Consider the following 26298-nt stretch of genomic DNA (forward strand, 5'->3'; position numbering starts at 1 on the left):
GCAGGCGAAGGAGCGGGCCGAGATGGCAGACGTAGGCGTCCGGGCGGCCCGGCGCGAGGATGTGCTCCAGGTTGCGAACACTCAGATCCGCGCCTGGCGCTACGGCTATCGGGACTTCCTCCCGGAGGGTCCACTTGAGCAGATGACCGGCCCTGCGGCCGAGAAGATGTGGCTGCGCCAGTGGGACGAGGCGATCGTCGCGCCGCCCAGCCCCATGCACCGGGTGCTGGTGGCGGTGGAGACCATCCTCGACACCGAGGGCTTCCCGGCTCTCGGCGCGGGGGGCAGCGCGGCGTTGGTCACTCCTCGTGGTGGTGAGCGTGTGGTGGGGCTGGCCTCTCATGCGCCGGCCGAGGACCCCGACCTCGACCCCAGCGTGACGGCCGAGATGCTGACGCTGCTGGTCGATCCCGACTTCGTACGCCGGGGTCACGGCAGCCGCCTGCTCAACGCCACCGTCGACTACCTCAGGGAGGACGGCTTCCGGCAGATCGTCACATGGGTGTTCGCCGATAACTACCCCCTGCTCGGTTTCCTGGAGTCGGCCGGTTGGGGCGAGGACATGGCCGAGCGCGTGCTCGACATGGGCCGCCCGATCAGGATGATCCGGCTCGCCACCGACATCAGCTAGAGGTTGAGGAAGGAACATGGCAACCCCCGGCCAGTGGATCGCCGGCGCACGCCCGCGTACGCTGCCCAACGCCATCGTGCCCGTCATGGTGGGCACCGGCGTGGCGATCGGCGAGGGCGGCTTCGTGTGGTGGCGGGCGGTCCTGGCGCTGTTCGTGGCGCTGGCGCTGCAGATCGGCGTCAACTACGCCAACGACTACAGCGACGGTATCCGCGGCACCGATGACCAGCGGGTCGGCCCGATGCGGCTGGTCGGCTCGCGGGCGGCGCCGCCGAAGCAGGTGCTGGCGGCGGCGCTGGGCTCGTTCGCGGTCGCGGCGGTGCTGGGGCTCGTGCTGGTGCTGGTCACGCAGGCGTGGTGGGTGCTGCTCGTGGGTGCGGCGGCCATCGCGGCGGCCTGGTTCTACACCGGCGGCAAGCATCCGTACGGCTATCGCGGGCTGGGCGAGCTGGCCGTTTTCGTGTTCTTCGGCATCGTGCCGGTGGTCGGCACCGCGTACGTGCAGACCGAGCAGCTGAGCTGGGCGGCGCTGATCGCCTCGATCCCGGTGGGCCTGCTGTCGTGCTCGATGCTGGTGGTCAACAACCTGCGCGACGTCGTCACCGACGGCGAGTCGGGCAAGCGCACGCTGGCGGTGCGGCTGGGCGCCGAGCGCACCCGTACGCTCTACGTGGCCTGCCAGGTCATCCCGTACGTGGTGGCGCTGGCGATGGTGCCGATCACGCCGTGGGCGGCGCTGGCGCTGCTGGCCGCGCCCCTGGCGGCGGCCCCGATCAAGGCGGTGCTGAGCAAGGCGGTCGGCCCCGCGCTCATCACGGTGCTGCAGCAGACGGGCAAGCTGCAGATGGCGTACGGCGCCCTGTTCGCGGTGGGCCTGGCCCTCGTCTTCTGAGCGGACGAAAGCTCACGGGGCACCGGGCATCACGAGCCGGGTGCCACGGGCAGGAGCGGCCACCGCGGGGGTCAGGGGTTTGCCTCTCGTAGGGGCGTGCGTAAGCCGTTAGCCTTAGGGCACGAGCACGCCGACGAGCGCGAGGGATCATGGCCGGAGGGGCCAGCGTGCCCACTGACATCGAGGAGTTCGAGCGCGCACTCGCCGAGTGCGTCGCCATCGCCAGGCGGGCGATGCCCGACTCCCCCATGCTGAGCATCGTGCTGCGCCGCCCCGGCGAGCTGCCCACGGTGGCCAGCTCCGACGGGCTCGCCGAGCTGCTGGACGGCGTGCAGCGCGCCACAGGACAGGGGCCGCTGCTCGACGTGATCGAGGGCGGCGGGCCGGTGACGTCGCTCGACCTGCGGGCGGAGTCGCGCTGGCCGCGGTTCCTGGCGGCGGCCGAGCAGGTGCGCGGGGTGCACTGCGAGCCGCTGGAGTCGAAGGGGACGCTGCTCGGCGTCCTGACGCTCTACTCGCGCCGCCCCGGCGGGTTCGCCGACGAGACGTGGGTGGCGATGCGGGTGACGGCGGCGCACGTGGGGGTGTTGTTCCGTGCGGCGCTGGACGTGGCCCGCATGCGCGAGGTGGCCGGCCAGCTCAAGGAGGCGCTGACCACCCGGGCGGTGATCGATCAGGCGCTCGGTATCGTCATGGCGCAGCGCCGGTGTACGGCGCGGCAGGCGTTCGAGCTGCTGCGGCAGATCTCGCAGGACCGCAACGTCAAGGTGCACCAGATCGCGGCCTCGATCGTGGAGAAGGTGAGCGGCGAGCCGCCCAGGCGCTCCCGCTTCGAGGAGCCTCCTCAGCGCGCGCCGGGCTGAGCCGCCGCGCCCTCCTCAGAGGGCGTGGTGCATGACGACGCGGGGCGCGATCTCGATCCCGAGCTCCCGCTCATGTGCGACCAGCTCCCGCATCTCGGGCCCCCACGCGCTCTCAGGAAGCACGGAGAAGCCGTGGCGGGCATACCAGGGGGCGTTCCACGGCACGTCCCTGAACGTCGTCAGCGTCACGCCGGGCGCCCCGCAGGCGCGCGCGTGGTCGAGCACGGCCGCCACGAGCCGCCCGCCGATGCCCTGCCGCATGCGCTCGGGACGTACGGCGAGCTGGTCGAGGTGGATGTTGCCGTCGACCTGGCCGATGAGCGCGAACCCGGCGGGCGGGCTGTCCTCGACCAGCACGGCACCGGGATCGGTGACCTCCTCGATCATGGTGGTGCCGGGCGGGAACACGATGCCGGCCTGCTCGAACAACCGGTCGGCGGCCAGCTCGATCGGCACCAGTCCGGCCAGCTCGTCCTGCTCAGCCCATCGCACCATGACGACACGTTCCCATGTTTCGGGCGAACCTCGCCGCGCATATTAGGGTTGAAGATCGTAGGCCCGGCTGTGCGGAGCCGGGACCCTCTCCTCACGACGTGCCCACGTCCGCGCGTGCGAACGTGGGCACGTCGTGTGCAATCACGCGCCAGAAACGCCGCGTGCTAGAGGTCGAGCAGCCGCTCCAGGCCGACGGTGAGGCCGGGCAGCTCGCGTACGCGGCGCACGCCGAGCAGCACGCCGGGCGTGAACGCGGCCCTGCTCATCGTGTCGTGGCGGATCGTCAGGATCTCGCCGTCGCCGCCGAGCAGCACCTCCTGGTGGGCGATCAGCCCTGACAGGCGTACCGCGTGGACGTGGACGCCGCCGACGTCGGCGCCGCGGGAGCCGTCGAGCGCGGTGGTGGTCGCGTCGGGCATCGCCCCCAGCCCGGCCTTGGCGCGGGCCTCGGAGATGAGTTCGGCGGTACGCCGGGCCGTGCCGGACGGCGCGTCGGCCTTGTTGGGGTGGTGCAGCTCGACGATCTCGGCCGACTCGAAGTAGCGGGCGGCCTGCTGCGCGAAGTGCATCATGAGCACGGCGGCGATGCCGAAGTTGGGGGCGATGAGGCAGTTGGTGCCCGGGTTCGCCGCCAGCCACCCGCGTACGGTGTCGAGCCGTTCCTCGGTGAAGCCGGTGGTGCCCACCACCGGGTGGATGCCGTGGCCGATGGCCCATTCGAGGTTGCCCATCACCACGTCGGGATGGGTGAAGTCGACCACCACCTCGGCGCCCGCGAGCTGCTCGATGGAGTCGTCCTTGTCGAGCGCGGCCACCAGCTCCATGTCGCCGGCCGCCTCGACCGCCTTGCACACCTCGACGCCCACACGTCCCCGGGCGCCCAGCACTCCTACCCTGATCACAGGGCGAGCCTATCGTGCCACCGCCCCGGCCTCGCCGCAGGCAGGGCGAGGGCCGGTACGGCGGCACAGGTCTCAACGGGATCCCAGCCGGCCCCGAGCCGGGCCCGGAGCGGAAGCGGCCGGGACCCGGAGCCGGGGCCTCAGCGGATGGCGTAGCTGAAGTCCTTGTCGCCGTACGGCCCGATGACGGCCAGCGTGAGCGGCCGGTTGAGCACGTCGGCGGCGATCTCGGAGATCTCGTCGGGGGTGACGGCGTCGATGCGCGCGAGCACCTCGTCGACCGACATCAGCTCGTCGTAGACCAGCTCGTTCTTGCCGATGCGGGACATGCGCGAGCCGGTGTCCTCGAGGCCGAGCACGAGCCCGCCGCGCATCTGTCCCTTGCCGCGGGCGATCTCGTCGGCGGTGAGCCCTTCGGCGACCACTCTGGCGACCTCGTCGCGGCAGATCTTCAGCACGTCGTCGATCTTGGACGGGAGGCAGCCCACGTAGATGCCGAACTGGCCGGTGTCGGCGTAGGCCGAGGTGTAGCTGTAGGCGGAGTAGGCCAGGCCGCGCTTCTCCCTGATCTCCTGGAAGAGCCGCGACGACATGCCGCCGCCGAGCGCCGCGTTGAGCACGCCGAGCGCGAACCTGCGGTCGTCGGTACGCGACAGGCCGGTGGTGCCGAGCACCAGGTTGGCCTGCTCGGTGGGCCGGTCGAGCACCGCGACGCCGGAGCGGGTCTCGGCCCCGGGCCCGCTGGTGCGCGGCGGCTCGAACTCGGCGGGGCCGGACAGCGCCCCCGCCCGCTCGTACGCCCTGGCGACCAGCTCGACGACCTCTTCGTGCCGGACGTTGCCCGCCACCGACACGACGGTGCGGCGCGGCCGGTAGAAGCGGTGGTAGTACTCGGCGATGCGGTCGCGGCCGAGCGCGTTGATGGACTCGACCGTGCCCAGGATGGGCCGGCCGATCGGCGAGTCGCCGTAGAGGGTGGCGGCGAACTGCTCGTGCACGACGTCGGAGGGGTCGTCGTCGTGCATGGCGATCTCTTCGAGGATCACGCCACGCTCGGATTCGACGTCGTCCTCGGTCACCAGCGAGCTGGTCACCACGTCGGCGAGCACGTCGACCGCGATCGGCAGGTCCTCGTCGAGGACCCGCGCGTAGTAGCAGGTGTACTCCTTGGCGGTGAAGGCGTTGATCTCACCGCCGATCCCCTCGATGGAGGCGGAGATCTCCATGGCGTCGCGCGTGGGGGTGCCCTTGAACAGCAGGTGTTCGAGGAAGTGCGTGGCCCCCATGTGCTCGGGGGCCTCGTCACGCGAGCCGATGCCGACCCACATGCCGACCGCGACGCTCCGCACGGTCGGCATGGTCTCGGTCACCACACGCAGCCCACCCGGGAGGACGGTGCGCCTTACCACCCCGGCTCCGTCCTTGCCGGGGTGCAGCGTGGTCGTGGTCACGAGTTCCGGTCGTCTCCCTCGGAGGAGGAGCTGCTGCGGGTGCGCACGCGGGTGCGGGTGCGGCGCGGCCGCTCCGGCTTGTCCTCGGCGGCCGGCGCCTCGTCCGGCTCGGCGGCGCTCTCGGCGGCCTTGGCCTCCTTCTCCGCGGCCTCCTTCTCGATGACCTCGACCGGCACCAGCGAGAGCTTGCCGCGGCCGTCGATCTCGGCGATCTCGACCTGGATCTTCTCGCCGACGGTCATGACGTCCTCGACGTTCTCGATGCGCTTGCCGCCGTGCAGCTTGCGGATCTGCGAGACGTGGAGCAGGCCGTCCTTGCCCGGCATGAGCGAGATGAACGCGCCGAACGCGGCGATCTTGACGACCGTGCCGAGGTAGCGCTCGCCCACCTCGGGCATGTGCGGGTTGGCGATGGCGTTGATCGCCGCGCGGGCGGCCTCGGCGGACGGGCCGTCGGTGGCGCCGATGTAGATGGTGCCGTCGTCCTCGATGGTGATCTCGGCGCCGGTGTCGTCCTGGATCTGGTTGATCATCTTGCCCTTGGGGCCGATGACCTCGCCGATCTTGTCGACCGGGACCTTGATGGTGATGATGCGCGGCGCGGTCGGGTTCATCTCCGCCGGGGAGTCGATCGCCTCCTGCATCACGTCGAGGATCGCCAGGCGGGCGCCCTTGGCCTGCTTGAGCGCGGCGGCGAGCACGTGGGCCGGGATGCCGTCGAGCTTGGTGTCGAGCTGCAGGGCGGTGATGAGGTCCCTGGTGCCGGCGACCTTGAAGTCCATGTCGCCCATGGCGTCTTCGGCGCCGAGGATGTCGGTCAGGGTGACGTAGGTGTCGCCCTCGCCGATCAGGCCCATCGCGATGCCCGCGACCATCTCCTTGAGCGGCACGCCGGCGTCGAGCAGCGACATCGTCGAGGCGCAGACCGAGCCCATCGAGGTTGAGCCGTTGGAGCCGAGCGCCTCCGACACCTGCCGGATCGCGTACGGGAACTCCTCACGCGACGGCAGCACCGGGATCAGCGCCCGCTCGGCCAGCGCGCCGTGACCGATCTCGCGGCGCTTGGGCGAGCCCACCCGGCCGGTCTCACCGGTGGAGTAGGGCGGGAAGTTGTAGTTGTGCATGTAGCGCTTGGTCCGCTCGGGGTTGAGCGTGTCGATGACCTGCTCCATGCGCAGCATGTTGAGCGTGGTGATGCCGAGGATCTGGGTCTCGCCGCGCTCGAACAGCGCCGAGCCGTGGACCCGGGGCACGACGTGGACCTCGGCGGACAGCGCGCGGATGTCCTTGGTGCCGCGGCCGTCGATGCGCACGCCCTCCTTGATGACGCGCTCGCGCATCAGCTTCTTCATCACCGCGCGGAACGCGGCGGAGATCTCCTTCTCGCGGCCCTCGAACTCGGGCAGGAGCTTCTCGGCGGCGAGCGCCTTGACCCGCTCCAGCTCGTTCTCGCGCTCCTGCTTGGCGGCGATGGTCAGCGCGGCGGCCAGCTCGGTCTTGATCGCGGCCTCGACGGCGGCGTAGACGTCGTCCTGGTAGTCGAGGAAGATCGGGTATTCGGCGGTCTCCTTGCCGGCGACCTGCGCGATGCGGGTCTGCGCCTCGCACAGCACCTTGATGAACGGCTTGGCCGCCTCGAGGCCCTGCGCGACCGTCTCCTCGGTCGGGGCGACGGCGCCCTCGGCGACGAGCTTGAGCGTGTCCTTGGTGGACTCGGCCTCGACCATCATGATGGCCACGTCGCCGTCGTCGAGCACCCGGCCGGCCACGACCATGTCGAACGTGGCGCGCTCCAGCTCGTGGTGGGTCGGGAACGCCACCCACTGGCCGTCGATCAGCGCGACCCGCACGCCGCCGATCGGGCCGGAGAAGGGCAGGCCGGCGAGCTGCGTGGACAGCGACGCGGCGTTGATGGCGACCACGTCGTAGAGGTGGTCGGGGTTGAGCGCCATGACGGTGGCGACGACCTGCACCTCGTTGCGCAGGCCCTTGACGAACGACGGGCGCAGCGGCCGGTCGATCAGCCGGCAGGTGAGGATCGCGTCCTCGGACGGACGGCCCTCGCGGCGGAAGAACGAGCCGGGGATGCGGCCCGCGGCGTACATGCGCTCTTCGACGTCGACCGTCAGCGGGAAGAAGTCGAACTGGTCCTTCGGCGTCTTGGACGCGGTGGTCGCGGACAGGACCATGGTCTCGTTGTCGAGATAGGCGACGGCGGATCCCGCCGCCTGGCGCGCGAGCCGGCCGGTCTCGAACCGGATCGTGCGCGTGCCGAATGAGCCGTTGTCTATGACGGCTTCAGCAGTGTGGACACCCTCCACGGGGGACCTCCTTGTGGGTCGGTCACCCGCGCCCTTCTCACCGGCACCCTCGTTAGGTGCAGCGCCGGTCTTCGATCGAAGCGCCCGGATAAGTGCGTTCTCACCGGAAGCCACTACCGAGGACCGGCCCGCAGGCGTCGCGGGTCGCATGGTGCTGAGCGGACGCGGGGGCTGTGTGTCTCTGATCTTCAGTTGTACGTCAGGCGCGGGGCGGTTTTCACGCCGCCACGCGCCCTCCTTCGGGGTCCTACCCCATATGAGAAGGGAGCGGCACAGGCCGCTCCCTTGTCATGTTATCGGCGCAGACCCAGCCGCTCGATGAGCGAACGGTAGCGCTGGATGTCGACCTTCTGCAGGTACTTCAGCAGGCGACGCCGGCGACCCACCAGGAGCAGCAGACCACGACGGCTGTGGTGGTCGTGCTTGTGCGTCTTGAGGTGCTCGGTGAGCTCGGCGATGCGCTTGCTGAGCAGCGCGATCTGCACCTCGGGCGACCCGGTGTCGCCCTCGCTCGTCGCGTACTCTTCGATGATGCTCTTCTTGGTAGCGGTGTCGAGGGACACGGCTCTCCTTCGGATCTACGGGCACGCGCGAATGAGATGGAAGCGCGAACGACCGTGCGTGCCTACAGCCGCCGCGTGAAGGCCGTCATGGGCAGCGCGCAGCGCCGCCGGTACAGAGCCGACATGCAAGGTTACCACCTTGCGTCGGGTGCACGAGGCGGTCGTGTCCGAGTCGAGATGCGCCCTGGGCGGGCGGCTCGTCAGCTCGTCAGGCGTCGCGTGGCCTCCACATCGGCGTGAATCTGGGCGATGAGCGCGTCGATCGAGTCGAAGCGGGTGTTGCCGCGCAACCGGTCGGCGAACTCGACCGCCACGTGAGCACCGTACAGCTCCAGATCGTCCCGGTCCAAAGCGTACGCCTCGACCGTGCGCGGCACCCCCTCGAACGTCGGATTCGTCCCGATCGAGATGGCGGCGGGCCAGCGCTCGCCGTCGTAGAGCGCGGGCAGGTTGTTCACCGGCACGCACTGGAGCCAGCCGGCGTAGACGCCGTCGGCGGGGATCGCGGTGTGCGGCGGCGTCTCGACGTTGGCCGTCGGGAAGCCGAGCCGGCGGCCGCGCTGGTAGCCGCGTACGACGATGCCCTCCACCCGGTGCGGGCGGCCCAGCTCGGCCGCGGCGCCGGCCACGTCGCCCGCCGTTACCCGCTCGCGGATGGAGGTGGACGAGATGTCGTCGATCCTGGGCACGCTCTCCACCTCGAAGTCGTATTCGCGGCCCAGCGTGCGCAGCGTCTCCACGTCGCCCGCGGCCCTGTGGCCGAAACGGAAGTCGGCGCCCACCACCACGACCGCGGCCCGCAGCCGCTCGGCCAGGATCTTCTGCGCGAACTCGGCCGGAGACCAGCACGACAGGTCGTAGGTGAACTCGACGGTCTCGACCGTGTCGATGCCCAGCCCGGTCAGCAGCTCGGCGCGCCGGCGCGCGCCGGTCAGCCGGTGGGGGTGCGTGCCCGGCCGCACGACCTCGGCGGGATGCGGCTCGAACGTCACCGCCACGCTGCGCAGGCCGCGCTCGCGCGCGATGGCGACGGCCCTCCCGGCCACCTTCTGGTGCCCGAGGTGGACCCCGTCGTACACGCCGACGGTCACCACAGACCTCTCCGAACCCTGCACGCCAGGCCCCATTCGCTCGTCCGGATCAACCGTACAAGCGTGCCACGCGCCCCGGCGTTCCCTCCAATCGAGGGGGCTATCATCGGGCATCATGCCTCGTTACGCGCTCCTGATCCTGCCTGCTTTCAACCGGGTCTACGGAGAGAGCTCCATCCGGCTCACCCGCGGCGAGCTGGCCGTCTTCAGCGCGCGCGCCCTCGGAGGCGAGGTGACGGCGAGCGAGGAGACGCGCATCGGCGGCGTCCCCTACGTCACGTTCGAGACCGCGCGCCCGCTCACCGGCGACGACATCGCCCTGCTGTCCAACCTCTCCTCCGTCTACGCCGTCTTCGGCGTCGAGGACGACCTGCTCAGGCCGCTCACCGTGCGGCCGCGCGACCGGCTCAGCAGCGACCTGCTCACCATCCAGAAGTACGCCGGCAAGACCAACGAGCACTTCACCAAGCTGCTGCTCAACGTCACCGCGCTGGCGGGCGACAAGGGGCTGGGCGACGGGCTCACCGTGTTCGACCCGCTGTGCGGCCGCGGCACCACGCTCAACCAGGCCCTCATGTACGGCTACGACGCGGTCGGCCTCGACGTCGACGGCAAGGACTTCGAGGCCTACACCGGCTTCATCAAGACGTGGCTGCGCAACAAGCGGCTCAAGCACACCGCCGAGGTGGTGCCGGTGCGGCGTGACCGGGCGCTGGTCGGGCGGCGGCTCGACGTCGCGTTCGGGCTGTCGAAGGAGGCGTACAAGCGCGGCGACGTGCAGCGCCTGACCGTGGTGAACGCCGACACGCTCAAAAGCCGCGAGTTCTTCAAGCCGCGCTCGTTCGACGTGATCGCCACTGACGCCCCGTACGGCGTGCAGCACGGCAGCAAGGGCGGCGGCGGGCTGTCGCGCAGCCCGCTCGAGCTGCTCGGGCGGGCGGTGCCGATCTGGGCCGAGCTGCTGCGGCCGGGCGGCGCGATGGGCATCGCCTGGAACACCTACGGTGGCAAGAGCGACGAGCTCGCCGGCATCCTGACCGGCGCGGGGCTCGAGGTGATGGACTACCCCGACTTCGAGCACTGGGTGGACCAGGCGATCGTGCGCGACATCATCGTCGCCCGCAAGCCCCGCTGACCCGCCCGGGAGGAGCTCGCCTTGCGAGCGGCGCGCCGGGGCGTGGCCGGCGTGAAGCGGGCCGGAGCGGGGCGGCTTCGGGCAGGCCGGAGCGGGGCGGCTTCGGGCAGGCCGGAGCGGGGCGGCTTCGGGCAGGCCGGAGTCCGGGGCCGGCTTCGGGCAGGCCGGGGTCAGCCGGCGAAGACGGCGAGCGGCCTGGCCGCGCCGCCCTTCTCCTCCACCAGCGCGAGCAGCTCACCGTCCGGCCCGAACACGCCGATCGGCCCCTCGCCCAGCCCGGCGGCCGGCAGCCGCCCGCCGTGGGCGACCAGGCGCGCCTCCTCGGCCGTGACGTCGCGGCGCGGGAAGGCCGCGGCGACCGCCTCGCCGATGGGCAGGACCTCGCAGTGCTCGGCGAGCTGGTCGATGGTCTTGGCCATCGACAGGTCGTACGGGCCGACGCGGGTGCGCCGCAGCGCGGTCAGGTGACCGCCGACACCGAGCGCGGCGCCGAGGTCGCGGGCCAGCGAGCGGATGTAGGTGCCGCTGGAGCAGACCACGACGGCGTCGACGTCCACGACGTCGCCCTCCTGCCGGATGTCGAGCACGTCGAACGAGCTCACGGTGATGGGCCGGGCCGCGAGCTCGACCTCCTCGCCCGCCCGCGCCTTCTTGTAGGCGCGCTGCCCGTTCACCTTGATGGCGCTGACCTGCGGCGGAACCTGCATGATGGGGCCGGTGAGCGCTTGGACGCCCTTGCCGATCTCGGCCTCGCCGATCCCGGCGGCCGACGTCGTGGCGGTGACCTCGCCCTCGGCGTCGTCGGTGTTGGTGCTCACGCCGAGCCGGATCGTGGCGCGGTACTCCTTCTCGGTCAGCATGAGGTGACCGAGCAGCCTGGTCGCCTTCTCCACACCGAGCACCAGCACGCCCGTCGCCATCGGGTCGAGCGTGCCCGCGTGCCCCACCCTGCGGGTGCCGGCGATGCGCCGCATCTTGGCCACCACGTCATGGGAGGTCCAATCTGCCGGCTTGTCGACGATGATCAGACCGCTCTCGGCCATTCAGGTAACCTTCCGCAGCTCGCGACGGAACTTCGTCATGGTCTCCTCGACGGTGTCATAGGAGGTGAACCCGGCCGCGTTGTGGTGACCGCCGCCGCCGAGCGCCGCGCAGACCGCGGCCACGTCCACGGCTCCCTTCGACCGGGTGGACACCTGCCAGTCGCCGTAGTCGTCCTCCTTCAGCACGACGGCGACCTGTGCCTCGTCGGTACGTCGGACGATGTCGATGATGCCTTCGAGCTCGGAGTACGGCAGCCCGTACGCGGCGCGGTCCACCCGCGTCACGTACGTCCACACCATGTCGCCCTCCAGCTCCACCCGCTCCAGCGCGTTGGCCAGCACCTTGAGGTAGCCGAACGGGGAGCGGTCCCACAGCTCGCGGGCGATCTCGTCGGTGCGCAGCCCGGTCGCCACGAGCCTGGCCGCCATCTGGTGCACCGCCGGCGTGGTCGAGGAGTACCGGAACGATCCGGTGTCGGTGACGAGACCGGCGTACAGGCAGGTGGCGATGTCACGGTCGAGCCGCCCGCCGAGCCGGTAGACGAGCTGCTCGGCGAGCATGGCGGTGGCCGCGGCGCCGGCGTCGATGAGGTCGAGCGAGCCGAACCCCGAGTTGGAGGGGTGGTGATCGACCACGATCACCTCGCGCGCGGATGCCGCGTTGGCGCCGAGCAGCCCGATCCGCTCGAACGTCGAGCAGTCGAAGACGATCATCAGGTCGGGCGCGGCGGGATAGTCGTCCGGCGCGACCAGCATCTCCTGCCCGGGCAGGAAGCGCAGCAGCCGCGGCACCGCGAAATGCCGGTCGCCGAACGAGGCCACCACCCGCTTGCCCATCGAACGCAGCACGAACGCGACCGCCAGCATCGAGCCCAGGGCGTCGCCGTCGGGCGTCACGTGGCAGGCCAGCGCGACCTCGTCGGCCTCCCCGATGAGCCGCAGCGCGCGATCCCACGACTCCTCGGGTATGGCGGGGCCGCCGTCGGACGGACACCGCTCGACGCGGGGCGGCCGCTCCGCCCTGTCGCGAACGTCGGGCGTCACGCCTGGTCGTCCCTGCCGGTCACGCTATGGGAGCCCGCTTCGACATCCTCCTCGTCGTCGGGCCTGCGGTAGGGGTCTGCGTCGCCGGCGTAGGAGGCGTTCTGGGCCTGCCGCGCCACCTCGGCGTCGCGCGCGCGGGCGGCGGTGATGAGGTCGTCGAGGTGGCGGGCGCTGTCGGGCAGCGGGTCGTGCTTGAACGTCAGCGTCGGCGCGAAGCGCACCCCGGTCTGGCGGCCCACCTCCGAGCGGATGATGCCCTTGGCGCTCTCCAGAGCGGCGGCGCTGTCGGCGCGCTCGGCCTCGGAGCCGAACACCGTGTAGAACACCGTCGCGTCGCGCAGGTCGGCGGTGACGCGCGTGTCGGTCACGGTCACGAAGCCCAGACGCGGATCCTTGATCCGACGCTCCAGCATCTCGGCGACGATCTGCTGGATGCGGTCGGCGAGCTTGCGCGCTCGTGCGGCATCCACCATGTTCGCTCCCCCTCACGCACGACCTGGCGTGCAGTCGTTCAATCTTCGTCGTTGTAGAGCCGCTGCCGGGCCGACAGCAGCTCGATCTCGGGGCGGAAGGCCACCATGCGTTCGCAGGCGTCCAGCAGCTCCTTGCAGTTACCCGCGGAGGCGGAAACCACCGCGACGCCGACCTCCGCTCTGCGGTGCAGGTCGAGATGACCGGTCTCAGCGACCGCGATGCTGGGGTAACGGCGCTGCAGCTCGGCTATGAGCGGACGCACGACGGAGCGCTTCTGCTTCAGCGACCTGACGTCGCCGAGCAGGATGTCCAGGGTCAGAGAACCCACATACATTGTCGGCAACCACCGCTTGGCCTGGGCTCAGCGCACGACCGGCCTGCTGCGGTGGGGACCAGGCCAGGGCGTGCGAGAGGCGCCCGGCGGATGTCCCGCCGGGCGCCCGGCCACGCGTCACACGCGCGGCTTCTCCCGCATCTCGTACGTCTCGATCACGTCGTCGACCCTGATGTCGTTGTAGCCGACACCGATACCGCACTCGAAGCCCTCGCGGACCTCGGTCGCGTCATCCTTGAAGCGGCGCAGCGACGAGACCGTCAGGTTGTCCGCCACGACGACGCCGTCGCGGATGACCCTGGCCTTGCTGTTGCGGATGATCGCGCCGGAGCGGACGATCGCACCCGCGACGTTGCCGATCCGCGGCACCTTGAAGATCTCGCGGACCTCCGCGGTGCCGAGCTGGACCTCTTCGTACTCGGGCTTGAGCATGCCCTTGAGGGCCGCCTCGATCTCCTCGATCGCCTGGTAGATGACCGAGTAGTAGCGGATGTCGACGCCCTCGCGCTCGGCCAGGTCGCGCGCCCGGGGCTCGGGACGGACGTTGAAGCCGATGATGACCGCGTTGTCGTCGGCCACCGCCAGGTTGACGTCGTACTCGGTGATGGCGCCGACCGCGCGGTGCAGGACTCGCAGCCTGACCTCGTCTCCGACGTCGATCTTGAGCAGGGCGTCTTCCAGGGCCTCGACCGAACCGGACACGTCACCCTTGATGATGAGCTTGAGCTCGTCGACACGACCCTTCTCGAGGTCGCTGAACAGCTCTTCGAGGGTGCGGCGGCGGCTCGACTTCGCCATGTCGGCGCTGCGCTTGCGCGCCGCGCGCTGCTGGGCGATCTGCCGGGCCATGCGGTCGTCGCCGACCACGATGAAGTTGTCGCCGGCGCTCGGCACCGCCGTCAGACCCATCACCAGGACCGGACGCGACGGCGCGGCCTCCTCGACCGGCTCGCCGTTGTCGTCGAGCATCGCGCGGACGCGGCCGTAGGCCTCACCGCACACGATCGAGTCGCCCACGCGCAGCGTGCCGCGCTGGACCAGGACGGTCGCGACGGGACCGCGGCCCTTGTCGAGGTGGGCCTCGATCGCGATGCCCTGAGCGTCCATCTTCGGGTTGGCGCGCAGGTCGAGCTCGGCGTCGGCGGTCAGCAGGATGGCCTCGAGGAGGTCGTCGATGCCCGTGCCGTTCTTCGCCGAGATGTCGACGAAGAGCGTCGAGCCACCGTATTCCTCGGCCACCAGGCCGTACTCGGTGAGCTGGGCCCTGACCTTGTTGGGGTCGGCGCCCTCCTTGTCGATCTTGTTGACCGCCACCACGACCGGGACCTCGGCGGCCTGGGCGTGGTTGAGCGCCTCGATCGTCTGCGGCTTCACACCGTCGTCGGCCGCGACCACCAGCACCGCGATGTCGGTCGACTTCGCGCCTCGGGCACGCATGGCGGTGAACGCCTCGTGACCCGGGGTGTCGATGAAGGTGATCTTGCGGTCTTCGCCCTCGTGGTGCGTCGACACCTGGTAAGCGCCGATGTGCTGGGTGATGCCACCCGCCTCGCGCGCCACCACGTTGGTCTTGCGGATGGCGTCGAGCAGCTTGGTCTTACCGTGGTCGACGTGACCCATGACGGTCACCACCGGCGGACGCGGAGCCAGGTCGGCCTCGTCGCCCTCGTCCTCACCGAACTCGATGTCGAAGGACTCGAGCAGCTCGCGGTCCTCCTCCTCGGGGCTGACGACCTGGACGTTGTAGTCCAGCTCGGCACCGAGCAGCTGGAGCGTCTCCTCGTTGACCGACTGCGTCGCGGTCACCATCTCGCCGAGGTGCAGCATGATCTGCACGAGCGAGGCCGGGTTGGCCCCGATGCGGTCGGCGAAGTCGGCCAGCGACGCACCGCGCGGCAGGCGGATAGTCGCGCCGTTACCGCGAGCGACCTGCACACCGCCGATCGCCGGCGCCGACATGTTGTCGAACTCCTGGCGCCTCTGACGCTTGGACTTACGGCCACGCGCCGGACGGCCGCCGGGACGCCCGAAGGCTCCCGCGGTGCCGCCACCACGGCCACGACCGCCACCACCGGGACGGCCGCCGAAGCCGCCGGGACCGCCCGCGCCCGTGCGCTGACCGGCGCCACCCGGGCGACCGGCGAAACCGCCACCGCCACCGGGACGACCGCCGCCGCCGCCGGGACGGCCACCGCCGCCACCAGGACGACCGCCGCCGCCACCGGGACGGCCACCGCCGGGAGCGGCGGGCCGGCCCTGCGGCATCATCATCGGGTTGGGACGCGGGCCACCGGGACGGGGACCGCCCGCACCGGCGCCGGGACCCGGACGCGGGCCGCCGGGCGGCGGACCGGGACGCGGACCGGGCGTCGGCCTGGCCTCGCCGCTACGGCTCTGCGGCGGGCGCGGAATCGCACCGCCCTGCGCGGGACCGTCACGACGGTCGCGCTGACCGGCACCGCCCGCGCGGTTGTCACCGGGACGCGGCGGCCGGGGCTGGCCCATGCCGCTCGCGTTGGACGAGAACGGGTTGTTACCGGGACGCGGGCCACGCGGACCCGGCTTCGGCACCGGGCCGGGACGCGGCGCGCCACCGGCGGGCGCGCCAGGACGCGGCGCCTGCGTGGAACCGCTGCCGCCGGCGGGACCCGGACGGGGCCCGGGGCCGGGCTTGGGCCCGGGACGTGCGGCAGGACCGGGCCGCGGGCCCGGCGTCGGACGAGCGGGCGCGCCGCTTTCGAAACGTGCCTGAGGAGCCCCAGAGGTCTCGCCGCGCGCCGCCTCCGGCTGCTGCTGCGGCTGCTGATGGGGCATGGGAACCGGCGGGCGCGGCTGAGCGCCCGCGGGGCCCGGCCGCGGACCGGGCTTGGGCCCAGGACGCGGCGGAGCAGGAACAGGCGCCTGCGTGGCGCCGTTACCGGCCTGGCCTTCCGCCGGCCGGGGCGCAGCCTTCGGCGGCTGCGGCTTGCTGGACGGCTGACCGCCGCCACGAGAGGGGCCACCCTTGGATTGCCCCAGCGCTTCGGTGAGCCTGCGGACCACCGGCGCCTCGATGGTCGAGGACGCCGAACGGACGAACTCTCCCATCTCTTGGAGCTTGGCCATGACGACCTTGCTCTCTACGCCGAACTCCTTAGCGAGCTCGTATACCCGGACCTTCGCCACTGCACTCCCTTACTCGGCCCGGGAGGCTGGCTGTGCCGTCCGGACCGTCGCTACCTTGACGTCTTCATCGCCGCGTGCTCATCAGGCGCTCATAGCAATCTGACTCCGCCCATCAACTCGGCGTCCTACATGACATTTCGTGGTTCTCCTTCCAGGTGCGCCCGCACGGGCGAGACGTCAAGCGGCCCCGGCACGCGAAACGCGCGCGGGAACGCTCGGCGCCGCTCGGCGAGCTCCAGACAACTCAAGGACGGATGCAGCGATGCACCTCGACCAGGGAGCCGTCCTCGCAGGTCAGGGACCACTTGGTCCTCGACCCGCACCAGGCGGAGCAGCTCGGACTTAGCCGCGCGAACCCTGCAGCCCACACAGGTGCGCTGTGGAACCGCTTGGCCACCATATTCCAGCTTACCGTGTTGACGCATCTACGGAACCGGCGGCGTCCTCGGCTTGGGTGTCCGGCCGGATGTCGATTCGCCAGCCCGTGAGACGGGCGGCGAGCCTGGCGTTCTGCCCCTCTTTCCCGATGGCCAGCGACAGCTGGTAGTCGGGCACGGTGACACGCGCCACCCGCCCCTCGAGATCGAGAACCTCAACATGGGAAACACGGGCGGGCGACAGGGCATTCCCGACGAACTCGCCCGGATCCTCCGACCAGTCGATGATGTCGATCTTCTCGCCGTGCAGCTCGTTCATCACGTTGCGGACGCGCGAGCCCATGGGGCCGATGCACGCGCCCTTGGCGTTGACGCCCTGCTTGCGCGACCTGACAGCGATCTTCGTACGGTGGCCCGCCTCGCGCGCCACCGCAGCGATCTCGACGGTGCCGTCGGCGATCTCCGGCACCTCAAGCGCGAACAGTTTCTTGACCAGCCCCGGGTGGGTGCGCGACAGCGTGACCGAAGGGCCCTTGTGCCCCTTCTTCACCTGCACCACGTAGGCGCGGATGCGGTCGCCGTGCCCGTACTCCTCGCCGGGCACCTGCTCGGCGTGCGGCAGCACGGCCTCGATCTTGCCGAGGTCGACCAGCACCACGCGCGGATCCTTGCCCTGCTGGATCACACCGGAGACCAGCTCGCCCTCGCGGCTGGCGAACTCACCGAAGTTGATCTCGTCTTCGGCGTCGCGCAGCTGCTGCAGGATGACCTGCTTGGCGGTGGTGGCGGCGATGCGGCTGAAGTTGCCGGGAGTGTCGTCGTACTCCCTGACGACCTCGCCGTTCTCGTCCAGCTCCGCCGCCCAGATGGTGACGTGGCCGCTGGTCCGATCGAGCTCCGCCCGCGCCTTCTGCGCCGCACCCTCGGTGCGGAAGTACGCGATGAGCAGTGCGTCCTCGATCGCCTTGACGACCAGGTCGAGAGAGATGTCCTTCTCCCGCTCAAGGCTGCGCAGGACGCTCATGTCGATGTCCACGACGGCTCCCCCTTAGCCTTCGTCGCCGTCGACGTCGTCGAAGCGGCGGAACTCCACCTGCACCCGTCCGCGGGCCAGGACCTCGTAACCAAACCTCTGCGGCACGCCCGCGACGTCGATGTCGACGCCGCTGTCGTCGGCGGCCTTGATCCGGCCCTCCACGACGGTGCCGTCCTTCAGCTCCGCCTTCACCAGCCGCTTGGCCGCGCGCCGCCAGTGGCGCGGCTCGGTCAGCGGGCGGTCGACACCAGGCGAGGACACCTCGAGCGTGTAAGCCGCCTCACCCATCACGTCGGTCTCGTCGAGCGCCGTGGACACCGCCTGGCTCACCTCTGCCACGTCGTCGAGGCTCACGCCGCCGTCACGATCGACGATCACGCGCAGCAGGCGCCGCCTGCCCGCCTGGGTGACCGTGATGTCCTCCAGGTCGAGGCCCTCCGCGCTGACCACGGGCTCCAGGAGCTTCATCAGGTGGTCGCGGGGTGATGCGCTGCCCATATCGACCTCCCCTATTGTCAAGTCTCAGCCGGGCGGACCTCGCCACTGGCTCTCCCGCCGTCTGACCGCTCAGCCAGCGACGACAGTTGACACCCTATCCGTATGAGGGCACGGAAAGAGCGCCACTCGTCGCGGTCGAATGGCGGAGCGTCGCCGGACGGCGATCGCGGGCTCTGGCCGTACGATGCTACCGAGGCCGCTAGGCAGGCCCTGCCAGGTAGGTGACAAGTGGAGGTTGGAGTCCGTGCGCCCGCGTCAGCTCTCCCGGCGAACCGTGCTGGCGGGCGGGGCGGCCGCTCTGACCGCCTGCAGCGCGTCGGGCCCGCCGCCGTCCGCCTCGCCCAAGCCCGACTCCCCCGAGACCGTGGTGCTCAAAGCGCTCATCGCGGAGAAGGAACGCACGATCGCGCTGTACTCGGCGCTCATCGCCGACGGGGCGCAGAAGCTCACGCCGTTCCGTGACCGGCACCAGGCGCATCTGAACGAGCTCCGCAAGCACGTACCGGCCGCCGCTCTGGCCTCGCCGCCGTCTTCATCGCCTGCCGCCGCGTCGTCGCCCGCCGATTCGCCGGCGCCCGGTGCGTCGTCATCGCCCGCCGTGCGCAAGCCGTCGCTGTCGCGGCTGCGCTCGCTCGAACGCAAGGCCGCCGCCGCCCGCGCCCGCCAGCTCGACGCCGTCTCGCCCGGCATCGCCCAGCTCATCGCCAGCATCGGTGCCTGCGAGGCCGCCCACGCCCTTGCCCTCCCGAGGTCCCTGTGAACGCCGGCGGCACTGCGCGCACCGGCGGCGCCGGCTTCGGAGCCCTCGCCGGAGCCGCGGCCAGGGACGGCTCCGGCTCCGCGGCGGGGGACGACATCGCGAAGCTGGGCAAGGCGCTGGCGGCCGAGCACGCGGCGCTGTTCGCGTACGGGCTGCTCGGCGCGCGCACCTCGGGGTCGCTGCGGGCCAAGATGAGCGCCGCGTACGACGCCCACCGGGCGCGGCGCGACCAGCTCCGCTCCTACATCACCTCGCGGGGCGGGCGCCCCGTCGAGCCCGAGGCGTCCTACGCGCTGCCGTTCTTCCCCTCGAACGCCACGCTGGCCGCCAAGCTGGCGGTGCAGTTGGAGGCGGGAGTGACGGCCGCGTACCTGGAGCTGGCCGCCGCACAGGACGTCAAGCTGCGCCGCTACGCCGCCCTGGCCATGCAGGAGTCGGTCGCCCGCTCCTACGCCTTCCGCCCTGACCAGCCCGCCGCCTTCCCCGGCATGCCGGCACCCGCCACCCCACCCGCCACCCCCGCCGGCGACTGACCCGCCGCCTACGGCACCGCTTCTCCTCGACGCGACCCGGCCCACGGTGAGCACGCCTGAGCCGAAGAGGAGCTACACGCGGACACGCGGCCCCACACGAGCACACGGCCTCACGCAGGCACACGGCCTCACGCGAGCACACGGCCTCACGCGAGCACACGGCCTCACGCGGGCACGCGTCCTCACGCGGCCTGACGCGGTCCAGGGCTTCACGCGGTCCGGGGCCTCACGCGGGCACGCGCAGAGCGGCCACAGGAGCGCGCACGGGCGAGCAGCGGCAAACGGCCACCGCGCCGGACCACGAGCCCACCGCCCCGGCCGAATGGCGAGACCGCCCATCAGCCGACCGCAGGACCCGTCACCTCGCCCGGCCACCATCACCCGGCCGCAGGGCCAGGCGCCTCACCCGCTTCACCACCCGGCCGCGCGGCCGGTCGCCTCGACCAGCCGTACGGCTCCTCACTTCGCCCGGCCGCACGGCCCCTCGCCGCCACCGGCCGCACGGCTCCTCGCCTCAACGGGTCGGTGGGCCGGTCGCCTCAACCGGCCGCACGGCCTCTCACCTCGACCGGCCGCGCGGCCCCTGGCCGCCACCGGCCGCACGGCTTCTCACCTCAATCGGTCGGTGGGCCGGGCGGTCGGGCGGGCCGGCTCATCCGTGCGGGGGCGGGGCGGGTCAGGCGTTGATGGCGGCGGTGATGCGGTCGGCGGCTTCGGTGAGGGGGATCTCGGACTTCTCGCCGGAGGCGCGGTCGCGGAGCTCGATGACGCCCTGGGAGAGGCCGCGGCCGACGACGACGATGGTCGGGACGCCGATCAGCTCGGCGTCCTTGAACTTGACGCCGGGCGAGACCTGCGGCCGGTCGTCGACGAGCACGCGCACGCCGCGGGACTCCAGCTCGGCGGCCAGTTCCAGCGCGGCCTCCACCTGGTTCTCCTTGCCGGTGCCGACGATGTGGACGTCGGCGGGCGCGACCTCACGCGGCCAGACCAGGCCGAGCTCGTCGTGCTTCTGCTCGGCGATGACGGCGACGGCGCGGGAGATGCCGATGCCGTAGGAGCCCATGGTGATGCGGATGGGCTTGCCGTCGGGGCCGAGCGCATCGAGGCCGGCGGCGTCGGCGTACTTGCGGCCGAGCTGGAAGATGTGGCCGATCTCGATGCCGCGGTCGATGGACAGCTCGGCGCCGCAGCGCGGGCAGGCGTCGCCGGCGCGGACCTCGGCGGCCTCGATGGTGCCGTCGGGCACGAAGTCGCGCCCGGCGACGACGCCCGAGGCGTGCTTGCCGGGCTCGTTGGCGCCGGTGACCCAGGAGGTGCCGGTGACGACGCGGGGGTCGACGAGGTAGCGGATGCCGAGCTCGCGCAGGATCTGCGGGCCGATGTAGCCGCGGACGAGGCCGGGGTGCTTGGCGAAGTCCTCGGCCTCGAAAATGGCGGGCTCGCCGGGCGCGAGCGCGGCCTCGAGGCGCTTGAAGTCGACCTCGCGGTCGCCGGGCACGCCGATGACCAGCGTCTCGACCTTGTCGGAGCCGGGCGTGGTGACCTTGACGACGACGTTCTTGAGCGTGTCGGCGGCGGTGATGCCGAGGCCGTGGTGCTCGTTGACGTGGGACACCAGCGACTCGATGGTCGGCGTGTCAGGGGTGTCCATGACGGTGAGCGGCGGAGCGTCGTCGAGGGGGCGCGCGGGGGGCGCGGGGGTGACGACGGCTTCTGCGTTGGCGGCGTAGCCGCAGGAGCGGCAGGAGACGAACGTGTCCTCGCCGGTGGGCGTGGGCGCGAGGAACTCCTCGGAGGCCGAGCCGCCCATGGCGCCGGACTGCGCGAAGACGATCTTGTAGTCGATGCCGAGGCGGTCGAAGGTCCTGATGTAGGTCTCGCGGTGCTGCTCGTAGGAGCGCTTGAGTCCGTCGTCGTCGAGGTCGAAGGAGTAGGAGTCCTTCATGAGGAACTCGCGGCCGCGCAGGATGCCCGCCCTGGGCCGCGCCTCGTCGCGGTATTTGGTCTGAATTTGGTAAAGCGTGACCGGATAGTCCTTATAAGAGGAGTATTCGCCCTTCACCATGTCGGTGAAGAGCTCCTCGTGCGTGGGGCCGAGGAGATAGTCGGCGCCTTTACGATCTTGCAGGCGGAACAACGTGTCGCCGTATTCGGTCCAGCGACCGGTCGCCTCGTAGTATTCGCGGGGCAGCAGGGCGGGGAAGAGCACTTCCTGGCCGCCCATGCGGTTCATCTCCTCGCGGACGATCCTGGTGACGTTTTCCAGCACCATCTTTCCGAGCGGGAGCCAGGAGTAGATGCCGGGGGCCACGCGGCGGACGTATCCGGCGCGGACCAAGAGCTTGTGGCTCGGCACTTCCGCGTCTGCCGGGTCGTCCCGCAGGGTGCGAAGAAACAACGACGACATGCGCAGCAACACGGCTACTCCTTGTTCGATGCTGGATCCGGAGGAGTACAGGCTATCGAGTCGGAGGAGCGCTGTGCTCGCGCTTGCCGGCGGCGCGGGCCCACGGAGCGGGCGCCGCGGCCCGCTCCGTGTGCCCGCGCCGTCCGGAGGTCAGCCGGCCAGGGGGAACCAGTCGGTCATGGCGGTGGCCATGCCGGCCGTGACCAGGCCGGCGAGGGTGGCCGACAGGGCCAGTGCGCGCACCCGTCCCCGTACGTTCCTGCGCAGTACGAGCACCGCGGCCACGGTGAGCACCCCGATCACCGCGGCGGGGCCCGGCCAGAACGACTGCTCGCCGCCGACGGCCCCGGGGGCGGCCCTGGCCACCACGTCGGCGATCAGCGCGGCGCCGACGGCGCCCGCGGCGACGTCGCCCCAGACGTCCTCCCTGCGGGTGGCGTAGGCGAGCAGGCCGAGGCAGACGAGCAGCGCGAGCTCCCCGTTGAGGCCGGTGGCGGGGATGCCGTCGAGGCTCATGAAGTCGCCGCCGCGCAGCGCGCTCGCGCCGATGGCGGCGACCAGCGTGGACAGCGAGGCGAGGACGGTGGTCAGCAGCGCCCAGCCGAAGCCCGAGGCGGTGGCGCCGACGGCGAGCGACAGGGCGAGATAGGCGTAGGGATCGTAGATCTGGCCGGCCCAGCCGGGGTTGGGAAGGAGCATGCCGATCACGCCGACGGCGAGGCCCGCGAAGAAGGCCGCCAGCAAATGATGTTCGATGGCGCGCTGGCGCCGGTCGTATTCCGCGAAGTCGGCGTACTCGATCGTGCTGGTGTCCATGTCCATTTCCAGGTCAACCCCTCCCCCCGGTGACCGTGGGGATGACCACCTTCAGATTATGCGGACCTCCCAAAAAGGCAAATTTCGGTCATTGGGCTAGCAAACCAGCAAGCGCTTGGTCGTAATGCCCGGGTGGCGATCACCGGCGATCTCCGTGTCGCCGTACGTGATCACTTATCCCGCGGCCCCGGCGCCTCCTGACAATGAATGCGCGCGATCTCGGGCTCGCGGAGCGATGGCCTCCGAGGAGTACGGGCGGCGCCGGCTAACCGCCCAGCAGTTCTTCCCAGGGGTGGCGGGTGTTGGTGCGGCGCGTGGTGTCGAGGGCCTCCGCGAGCCGCCAGAAGTCGGGACGGGCGCGCACCCTGGCGCGGCCCATGGGGTCGATGGCGCGCAGCTCGAACCGCACGCCCATCACGTCGAGCACCGCCGAGCCCGGATGGCCGGGACCCGCCTGGGTGACGAGGGGCCCGTCGTGTCCCGGGTCGCGGACCTGCTCGGCGAGGAGCGCGGCCACCTCGGAGGCGTACGGGCCGTCGCGCCACTCGATGTGCCAGCTGTGGTCGGCTCCGCGCCACCAGGTGAGGTCGCGGCAGGATTCGATGAAGTCGGCCTCGGTCGCGAGCGCGGCCATCACCCGGCCGAACGCTTCGTACCGGCGGGCACTGGTGAGCGAGAGTTCGTCGCCTGGGGTGGGGGTCCTGACCGCCTTGGGCCGCCGTGGCGCGTGCTTTCGCTTCACGAGCATCCACTCTGATCGTCGCCGCGCCCTTCCCGCAAGTCCCTGCCGCCGATACGCGCCGCCAAGCGGGCTCTTGGTTGATGCGACTAGCGGGTGCCAAGCGGGTCGTCGTCGCCCCGCCGGTGAACGTCCACGGCACGGTAGGCAAGCCCGCCTTACGCCGCGATCAGCAGGCCGGGGAGTAGCCTGGGGACGGAGCCCGCCTGGAGACAGGGTTCAGCCGTGCCGGCAAACGGGGATACATCGTCACAAGGTGTCCCGGGCGCACGCACACCGGCATAGGGAGGCAGCGTGACGTTGCACGTGGCGGTCATCGGGTCGGGCCCCGCCGGGATCTACACCGCGGAGGCGCTGGTCAAGCAGTCGGCCGAGCCCGTTCACGTCGACGTGCTGGAGCGGCTGCCCACCCCGTACGGGCTGGTCAGGTACGGCGTCGCCCCCGACCACACCTCGATCAAGTCGATCGCCAACTACCTGCGCAGGGTGCTGGAGCTGCCCCAGGTGCGCTTCTTCGGCGGCGTCACGCTCGGCACGCACGTGTCGGTCGACGACCTGCTCGGCGTCTACGACGCGGTCGTCTACTGCACGGGCGCGATGGTGGACAGGAGGCTCGGCATCCCCGGCGAGCACCTGCCGGGCAGCGTCGCCGCCACCGACTTCGTCAACTGGTACTGCGGCCACCCCGACGTCGATCCCTCCCGCTTCACGCTCGACACCTCCGAGGTGGCGGTCATCGGGGTCGGCAACGTGGCGGTCGACGTCGTACGCGTGCTGGCCAAGACCGCCGAGGAGCTGCGCGCCACCGACGTGCCCCACGAGGTGCTGCAACGGCTCCGCCAGAGCCAGGTCAAAGCCATCCACATGATCGGGCGGCGCGGGCCCGAGCACGCCAAGTTCACGCTGAAGGAGCTGCGAGAGCTGGGCGAGCTGGCCAACGCCGACGTGTGCGTGCGGCCGGAGGAGGCCGCCGTGCTCGGCACCGGCTTCCCGCGCCAGGTGCAGGGCAACATCAGGGTGCTGCAGGAGTGGGCCGCGCGCGAGCCCGTGGGCCGTCCGCGCCGCCTCGACGTGCGGTTCTGGCTGCGTCCCGTCGAGATCCTGGGCTCGTCGCGGGTCGAGGGGCTGCGGCTTGAGCGCACCCGGCTGTCGGACGACGGGCGCGTGACCGGCACCGGCGAGTACGAGACGCTGCCGGTCGGGATGGTGCTGCGCTCGGTCGGCTACCAGAGCGTGCCGCTGCCGGGCGTGCCGTTCGACGAGCAGACCATGACCGTGCCGAACACGGCGGGGCGCGTCCGGGATCGCGAGTACGTGGCCGGGTGGCTCAAACGCGGGCCCACCGGGGTGATCGGCACGAACAAGTCGGACGCCGCCGAGACCGTCCATACCCTCCTCGCCGACCTCGACGGCAGGCGGCGGGTCGGGTCGAGCGGCATCGAGGCGCTGCTGGCGTCTCGGGGCGTCCAGCCGGTCACGTACGAGGAGTGGCTGGCCATCGAGGCGGCCGAGGCGGAGCTGGCGCGCTCGCTCGGCCGGGGAGAGAGAGTGAAGCTCGTGGGCTTGGAGGCCATGCTCCGTGCGTGCCGTCCCTGAGGGGTTCGAGGAGGCGTACCGGGCGCAGCGGGCCCGCTATCCCTCCGCAGAGCCCGGCTGGCAACCCGTGCACACCGTCTACGTGCCCGCCGACCGGTTCTCCGCGGGGACCGTCGCGGCGTGGGGCGACGAGGCGTCGTCCCTGGTCAAGGCGCACCTGTCCGGTCCTCGCGAGGTGGCCGAGGTGTTCGGCCTGCCGGACGCGCAGGCTGCGGCCGTGCACGAGAAGGTGCTGCGCAAGCTCGCCACCGAGCCGATCGAGGACCTGCGGATCGACTTCGAGGACGGTTACGGCGTGCGCGGCGACGCGGCCGAGGACGAGCACGCCGCTCGGGCGGCCGAGTCGGTCGCCGCCATGCACGCCTCGGGGTCGCTGCCGCGCCGGTGGGGGCTGCGGGTGAAGTCGTTCGCCGACGGCGACCCGGCGCGGTCGGTGAGGACGCTGCGGCGGTTCCTGTCGGGGGTGACCGCCGGGGCCGGGGAGCTGCCCGCCGGGTTCGTCGTGACGTTCCCCAAGGTCCTGATGGAGGCCTACCTCGGGCAGTTCGCCGGGGTGCTGGCCGAGCTCGAGGGCGAGTTCGGGGCGCCGCTGGCGTTCGAGATGCAGGTGGAGGCGCCGCAGACGCTGGCGTTCCTGCGCGGCGACCTCAACGAGTCCCTGGGCGGGCGGCTGTCGGCGGCGCACTTCGGGGTCTTCGACTACACCGCCGCGGTCGGGCTGCCGCCGCAGGAGCAGCGGCTCGACCATCCGGCCTGCGATCACGCCCGGCACGTCATGCAGACGGCGTTCGCGGGCACCGGGGTGGAGCTGTCGGACGGGTCGCTGGCCGCCGCGCCGGCCTCGGAGCGGACGCAGGACGTGCACGCGCTGTGGCGGCGGCACGCCGCGCTGGTCCGCCACTCGCTGCGGCACGGCTTCTACCAGGGGTGGGACATGCATCCGTCCCATCTGGTGAGCCGCTTCGCCACCGTCTACGCCTTCCACCTGGAGCACTACGACTCCTACCGGGAGCGGGTGCTGGCCTGGGAGGAGCGGCGAGCCGCGGGTGGCGGGGTGATGGACGAGCCGGCCACCATCCGCACGCTGGCCGCCGCGCTGCGCCGCGCCGACCAGGCGCTCCCCTGACCG

Annotated in this window: 25 protein-coding genes; 8 read left to right on the forward strand and 17 right to left on the reverse strand. The window is 71.4% G+C overall.

The genetic code is table 11. The features are described from left to right. Positions 1-22: 22 nt before the first annotated feature. The 3 genes from ACGFIM_RS13110 (at position 23) to ACGFIM_RS13120 (ending at position 2386) form a co-directional block, all read left to right on the forward strand. Complete coding sequence (locus ACGFIM_RS13110) at positions 23-631, forward strand: GNAT family N-acetyltransferase (protein WP_393199255.1); 609 nt, start codon at positions 23-25, stop codon at positions 629-631. A gap of 16 nt (positions 632-647) precedes the next feature. Then, complete coding sequence (locus ACGFIM_RS13115) at positions 648-1523, forward strand: 1,4-dihydroxy-2-naphthoate polyprenyltransferase (RefSeq protein WP_393199258.1); 876 nt, start codon at positions 648-650, stop codon at positions 1521-1523. A gap of 167 nt (positions 1524-1690) precedes the next feature. Continuing rightward, positions 1691-2386 (forward strand): GAF and ANTAR domain-containing protein, encoded by a 696-nt coding sequence (locus ACGFIM_RS13120; protein WP_393199261.1) that lies wholly within the window; start codon positions 1691-1693, stop codon positions 2384-2386. Between the two features lie 15 nt (positions 2387-2401). Here ACGFIM_RS13120 and ACGFIM_RS13125 read toward each other — a convergent pair whose 3' ends face one another. From ACGFIM_RS13125 to ACGFIM_RS13150, 6 genes are all read right to left on the reverse strand, one after another. Further along, complete coding sequence (locus tag ACGFIM_RS13125) at positions 2402-2881, reverse strand: GNAT family N-acetyltransferase (RefSeq protein WP_393199264.1); 480 nt, start codon at positions 2879-2881, stop codon at positions 2402-2404. Between the two features lie 164 nt (positions 2882-3045). Next, on the reverse strand, positions 3046-3783 hold the full coding sequence (gene dapB / locus ACGFIM_RS13130; protein WP_393199267.1) for a 4-hydroxy-tetrahydrodipicolinate reductase: 738 nt from the start codon (positions 3781-3783) through the stop codon (positions 3046-3048). 140 nt (positions 3784-3923) lie between these two features. Then, positions 3924-5234 (reverse strand): M16 family metallopeptidase, encoded by a 1311-nt coding sequence (locus ACGFIM_RS13135; protein WP_393199270.1) that lies wholly within the window; start codon positions 5232-5234, stop codon positions 3924-3926. Further along, positions 5231-7555 carry a polyribonucleotide nucleotidyltransferase gene (locus tag ACGFIM_RS13140; RefSeq protein WP_393199273.1) on the reverse strand — a complete coding sequence of 775 codons (2325 nt, stop codon included), beginning with the start codon at positions 7553-7555 and terminating at the stop codon, positions 5231-5233. The genes ACGFIM_RS13135 and ACGFIM_RS13140 overlap by 4 nt, the downstream gene beginning before the upstream one ends. Positions 7556-7848: 293 nt before the next feature. Continuing rightward, a complete protein-coding gene (gene rpsO, locus ACGFIM_RS13145; protein ID WP_393199276.1) occupies positions 7849-8118 on the reverse strand; it encodes a 30S ribosomal protein S15 in 270 nt (89 codons plus the stop codon). Positions 8119-8318: 200 nt separating this feature from the next. Beyond that, positions 8319-9245 carry a bifunctional riboflavin kinase/FAD synthetase gene (locus ACGFIM_RS13150; protein ID WP_393199279.1) on the reverse strand — a complete coding sequence of 309 codons (927 nt, stop codon included), beginning with the start codon at positions 9243-9245 and terminating at the stop codon, positions 8319-8321. Between the two features lie 79 nt (positions 9246-9324). Here ACGFIM_RS13150 and ACGFIM_RS13155 point away from each other — a divergent pair, with 79 nt between their 5' ends. After that, positions 9325-10344, forward strand: coding sequence for a TRM11 family SAM-dependent methyltransferase (locus ACGFIM_RS13155; protein WP_393199282.1), 1020 nt, complete (start codon positions 9325-9327; stop codon positions 10342-10344). 170 nt (positions 10345-10514) lie between these two features. On the opposite strand, the gene truB is transcribed toward ACGFIM_RS13155, so the two are convergent. From truB to rimP, 8 genes are all read right to left on the reverse strand, one after another. Next, positions 10515-11387 carry a tRNA pseudouridine(55) synthase TruB gene (gene truB, locus ACGFIM_RS13160; protein WP_393199285.1) on the reverse strand — a complete coding sequence of 291 codons (873 nt, stop codon included), beginning with the start codon at positions 11385-11387 and terminating at the stop codon, positions 10515-10517. Beyond that, positions 11388-12431: a bifunctional oligoribonuclease/PAP phosphatase NrnA gene (locus tag ACGFIM_RS13165; RefSeq protein ID WP_393199288.1), complete on the reverse strand. Its 1044-nt coding sequence runs from the start codon at positions 12429-12431 to the stop codon at positions 11388-11390. Then, on the reverse strand, positions 12428-12904 hold the full coding sequence (gene rbfA / locus ACGFIM_RS13170; protein ID WP_393199291.1) for a 30S ribosome-binding factor RbfA: 477 nt from the start codon (positions 12902-12904) through the stop codon (positions 12428-12430). The genes ACGFIM_RS13165 and rbfA overlap by 4 nt, the downstream gene beginning before the upstream one ends. A 38-nt stretch (positions 12905-12942) precedes the next feature. Continuing rightward, on the reverse strand, positions 12943-13239 hold the full coding sequence (locus ACGFIM_RS13175) for a DUF503 domain-containing protein (RefSeq protein ID WP_393199294.1): 297 nt from the start codon (positions 13237-13239) through the stop codon (positions 12943-12945). 117 nt (positions 13240-13356) lie between these two features. Further along, complete coding sequence (gene infB, locus ACGFIM_RS13180) at positions 13357-16404, reverse strand: translation initiation factor IF-2 (RefSeq protein WP_393199297.1); 3048 nt, start codon at positions 16402-16404, stop codon at positions 13357-13359. Between the two features lie 125 nt (positions 16405-16529). Then, positions 16530-16829, reverse strand: a complete 300-nt coding sequence (locus ACGFIM_RS13185; RefSeq protein ID WP_393199300.1) for a YlxR family protein — start codon at positions 16827-16829, stop codon at positions 16530-16532. Beyond that, on the reverse strand, positions 16813-17805 hold the full coding sequence (gene nusA / locus ACGFIM_RS13190; RefSeq protein ID WP_393199745.1) for a transcription termination factor NusA: 993 nt from the start codon (positions 17803-17805) through the stop codon (positions 16813-16815). The genes ACGFIM_RS13185 and nusA overlap by 17 nt, the downstream gene beginning before the upstream one ends. Positions 17806-17829: 24 nt before the next feature. Continuing rightward, positions 17830-18315, reverse strand: coding sequence for a ribosome maturation factor RimP (gene rimP / locus ACGFIM_RS13195; protein ID WP_393199302.1), 486 nt, complete (start codon positions 18313-18315; stop codon positions 17830-17832). A gap of 244 nt (positions 18316-18559) precedes the next feature. Between rimP and ACGFIM_RS13200 the strand changes: the two genes are divergently transcribed. Together ACGFIM_RS13200 and ACGFIM_RS13205 are read left to right on the forward strand one after the other, a co-directional pair. Next, complete coding sequence (locus ACGFIM_RS13200) at positions 18560-19075, forward strand: hypothetical protein (RefSeq protein ID WP_393199305.1); 516 nt, start codon at positions 18560-18562, stop codon at positions 19073-19075. Then, entirely contained in the window at positions 19072-19608 is a 537-nt protein-coding gene (locus ACGFIM_RS13205; RefSeq protein ID WP_393199308.1) for a ferritin-like domain-containing protein, read from the forward strand. The genes ACGFIM_RS13200 and ACGFIM_RS13205 overlap by 4 nt, the downstream gene beginning before the upstream one ends. A gap of 676 nt (positions 19609-20284) precedes the next feature. Here the strand turns inward: ACGFIM_RS13205 and ACGFIM_RS13210 are convergent. The 3 genes from ACGFIM_RS13210 to ACGFIM_RS13220 all read right to left on the reverse strand — a co-directional run bounded on the left by ACGFIM_RS13210 (position 20285) and on the right by ACGFIM_RS13220 (position 23582). Beyond that, positions 20285-22030, reverse strand: a complete 1746-nt coding sequence (locus ACGFIM_RS13210) for a proline--tRNA ligase (RefSeq protein WP_393199311.1) — start codon at positions 22028-22030, stop codon at positions 20285-20287. A 138-nt stretch (positions 22031-22168) separates the two neighbouring features. Beyond that, complete coding sequence (locus ACGFIM_RS13215) at positions 22169-22834, reverse strand: hypothetical protein (protein WP_393199314.1); 666 nt, start codon at positions 22832-22834, stop codon at positions 22169-22171. 265 nt (positions 22835-23099) lie between these two features. Then, positions 23100-23582 carry a hypothetical protein gene (locus tag ACGFIM_RS13220; protein ID WP_393199317.1) on the reverse strand — a complete coding sequence of 161 codons (483 nt, stop codon included), beginning with the start codon at positions 23580-23582 and terminating at the stop codon, positions 23100-23102. Between the two features lie 285 nt (positions 23583-23867). On the opposite strand from ACGFIM_RS13220, the gene ACGFIM_RS13225 reads away from it, so the two are divergent. After that, positions 23868-25169: an FAD-dependent oxidoreductase gene (locus ACGFIM_RS13225; RefSeq protein ID WP_393199320.1), complete on the forward strand. Its 1302-nt coding sequence runs from the start codon at positions 23868-23870 to the stop codon at positions 25167-25169. Continuing rightward, positions 25153-26295, forward strand: coding sequence for a DUF6986 family protein (locus ACGFIM_RS13230; protein WP_393199323.1), 1143 nt, complete (start codon positions 25153-25155; stop codon positions 26293-26295). The genes ACGFIM_RS13225 and ACGFIM_RS13230 overlap by 17 nt, the downstream gene beginning before the upstream one ends. The last annotated feature ends 3 nt before the right edge of the window (positions 26296-26298 follow it).

The organism is Nonomuraea sp. NPDC049309 (genome assembly GCF_043196965.1).
In the GTDB taxonomy this organism is placed as follows: domain Bacteria; phylum Actinomycetota; class Actinomycetes; order Streptosporangiales; family Streptosporangiaceae; genus Nonomuraea; species Nonomuraea fastidiosa.

What these genes read in the sequence shown, in the direction of transcription:
- ACGFIM_RS13110 (WP_393199255.1), top strand. Translation starts at nt 23, where the DNA reads ATGGCAGACGTAGGCGTCCGGGCGGCCCGGCGCGAGGATGTGCTCCAG.
- ACGFIM_RS13115 (WP_393199258.1), top strand. Translation starts at nt 648, where the DNA reads ATGGCAACCCCCGGCCAGTGGATCGCCGGCGCACGCCCGCGTACGCTG.
- ACGFIM_RS13125 (WP_393199264.1), bottom strand. Translation starts at nt 2,881, where the DNA reads ATGGTGCGATGGGCTGAGCAGGACGAGCTGGCCGGACTGGTGCCGATC.
- ACGFIM_RS13150 (WP_393199279.1), bottom strand. Translation starts at nt 9,245, where the DNA reads ATGGGGCCTGGCGTGCAGGGTTCGGAGAGGTCTGTGGTGACCGTCGGC.
- ACGFIM_RS13155 (WP_393199282.1), top strand. Translation starts at nt 9,325, where the DNA reads ATGCCTCGTTACGCGCTCCTGATCCTGCCTGCTTTCAACCGGGTCTAC.
- truB (WP_393199285.1), bottom strand. Translation starts at nt 11,387, where the DNA reads ATGGCCGAGAGCGGTCTGATCATCGTCGACAAGCCGGCAGATTGGACC.
- rbfA (WP_393199291.1), bottom strand. Translation starts at nt 12,904, where the DNA reads ATGGTGGATGCCGCACGAGCGCGCAAGCTCGCCGACCGCATCCAGCAG.
- ACGFIM_RS13175 (WP_393199294.1), bottom strand. Translation starts at nt 13,239, where the DNA reads ATGTATGTGGGTTCTCTGACCCTGGACATCCTGCTCGGCGACGTCAGG.
- ACGFIM_RS13185 (WP_393199300.1), bottom strand. Translation starts at nt 16,829, where the DNA reads ATGCGTCAACACGGTAAGCTGGAATATGGTGGCCAAGCGGTTCCACAG.
- nusA (WP_393199745.1), bottom strand. Translation starts at nt 17,805, where the DNA reads ATGAGCGTCCTGCGCAGCCTTGAGCGGGAGAAGGACATCTCTCTCGAC.
- rimP (WP_393199302.1), bottom strand. Translation starts at nt 18,315, where the DNA reads ATGGGCAGCGCATCACCCCGCGACCACCTGATGAAGCTCCTGGAGCCC.
- ACGFIM_RS13215 (WP_393199314.1), bottom strand. Translation starts at nt 22,834, where the DNA reads ATGGACACCAGCACGATCGAGTACGCCGACTTCGCGGAATACGACCGG.
- ACGFIM_RS13220 (WP_393199317.1), bottom strand. Translation starts at nt 23,582, where the DNA reads ATGCTCGTGAAGCGAAAGCACGCGCCACGGCGGCCCAAGGCGGTCAGG.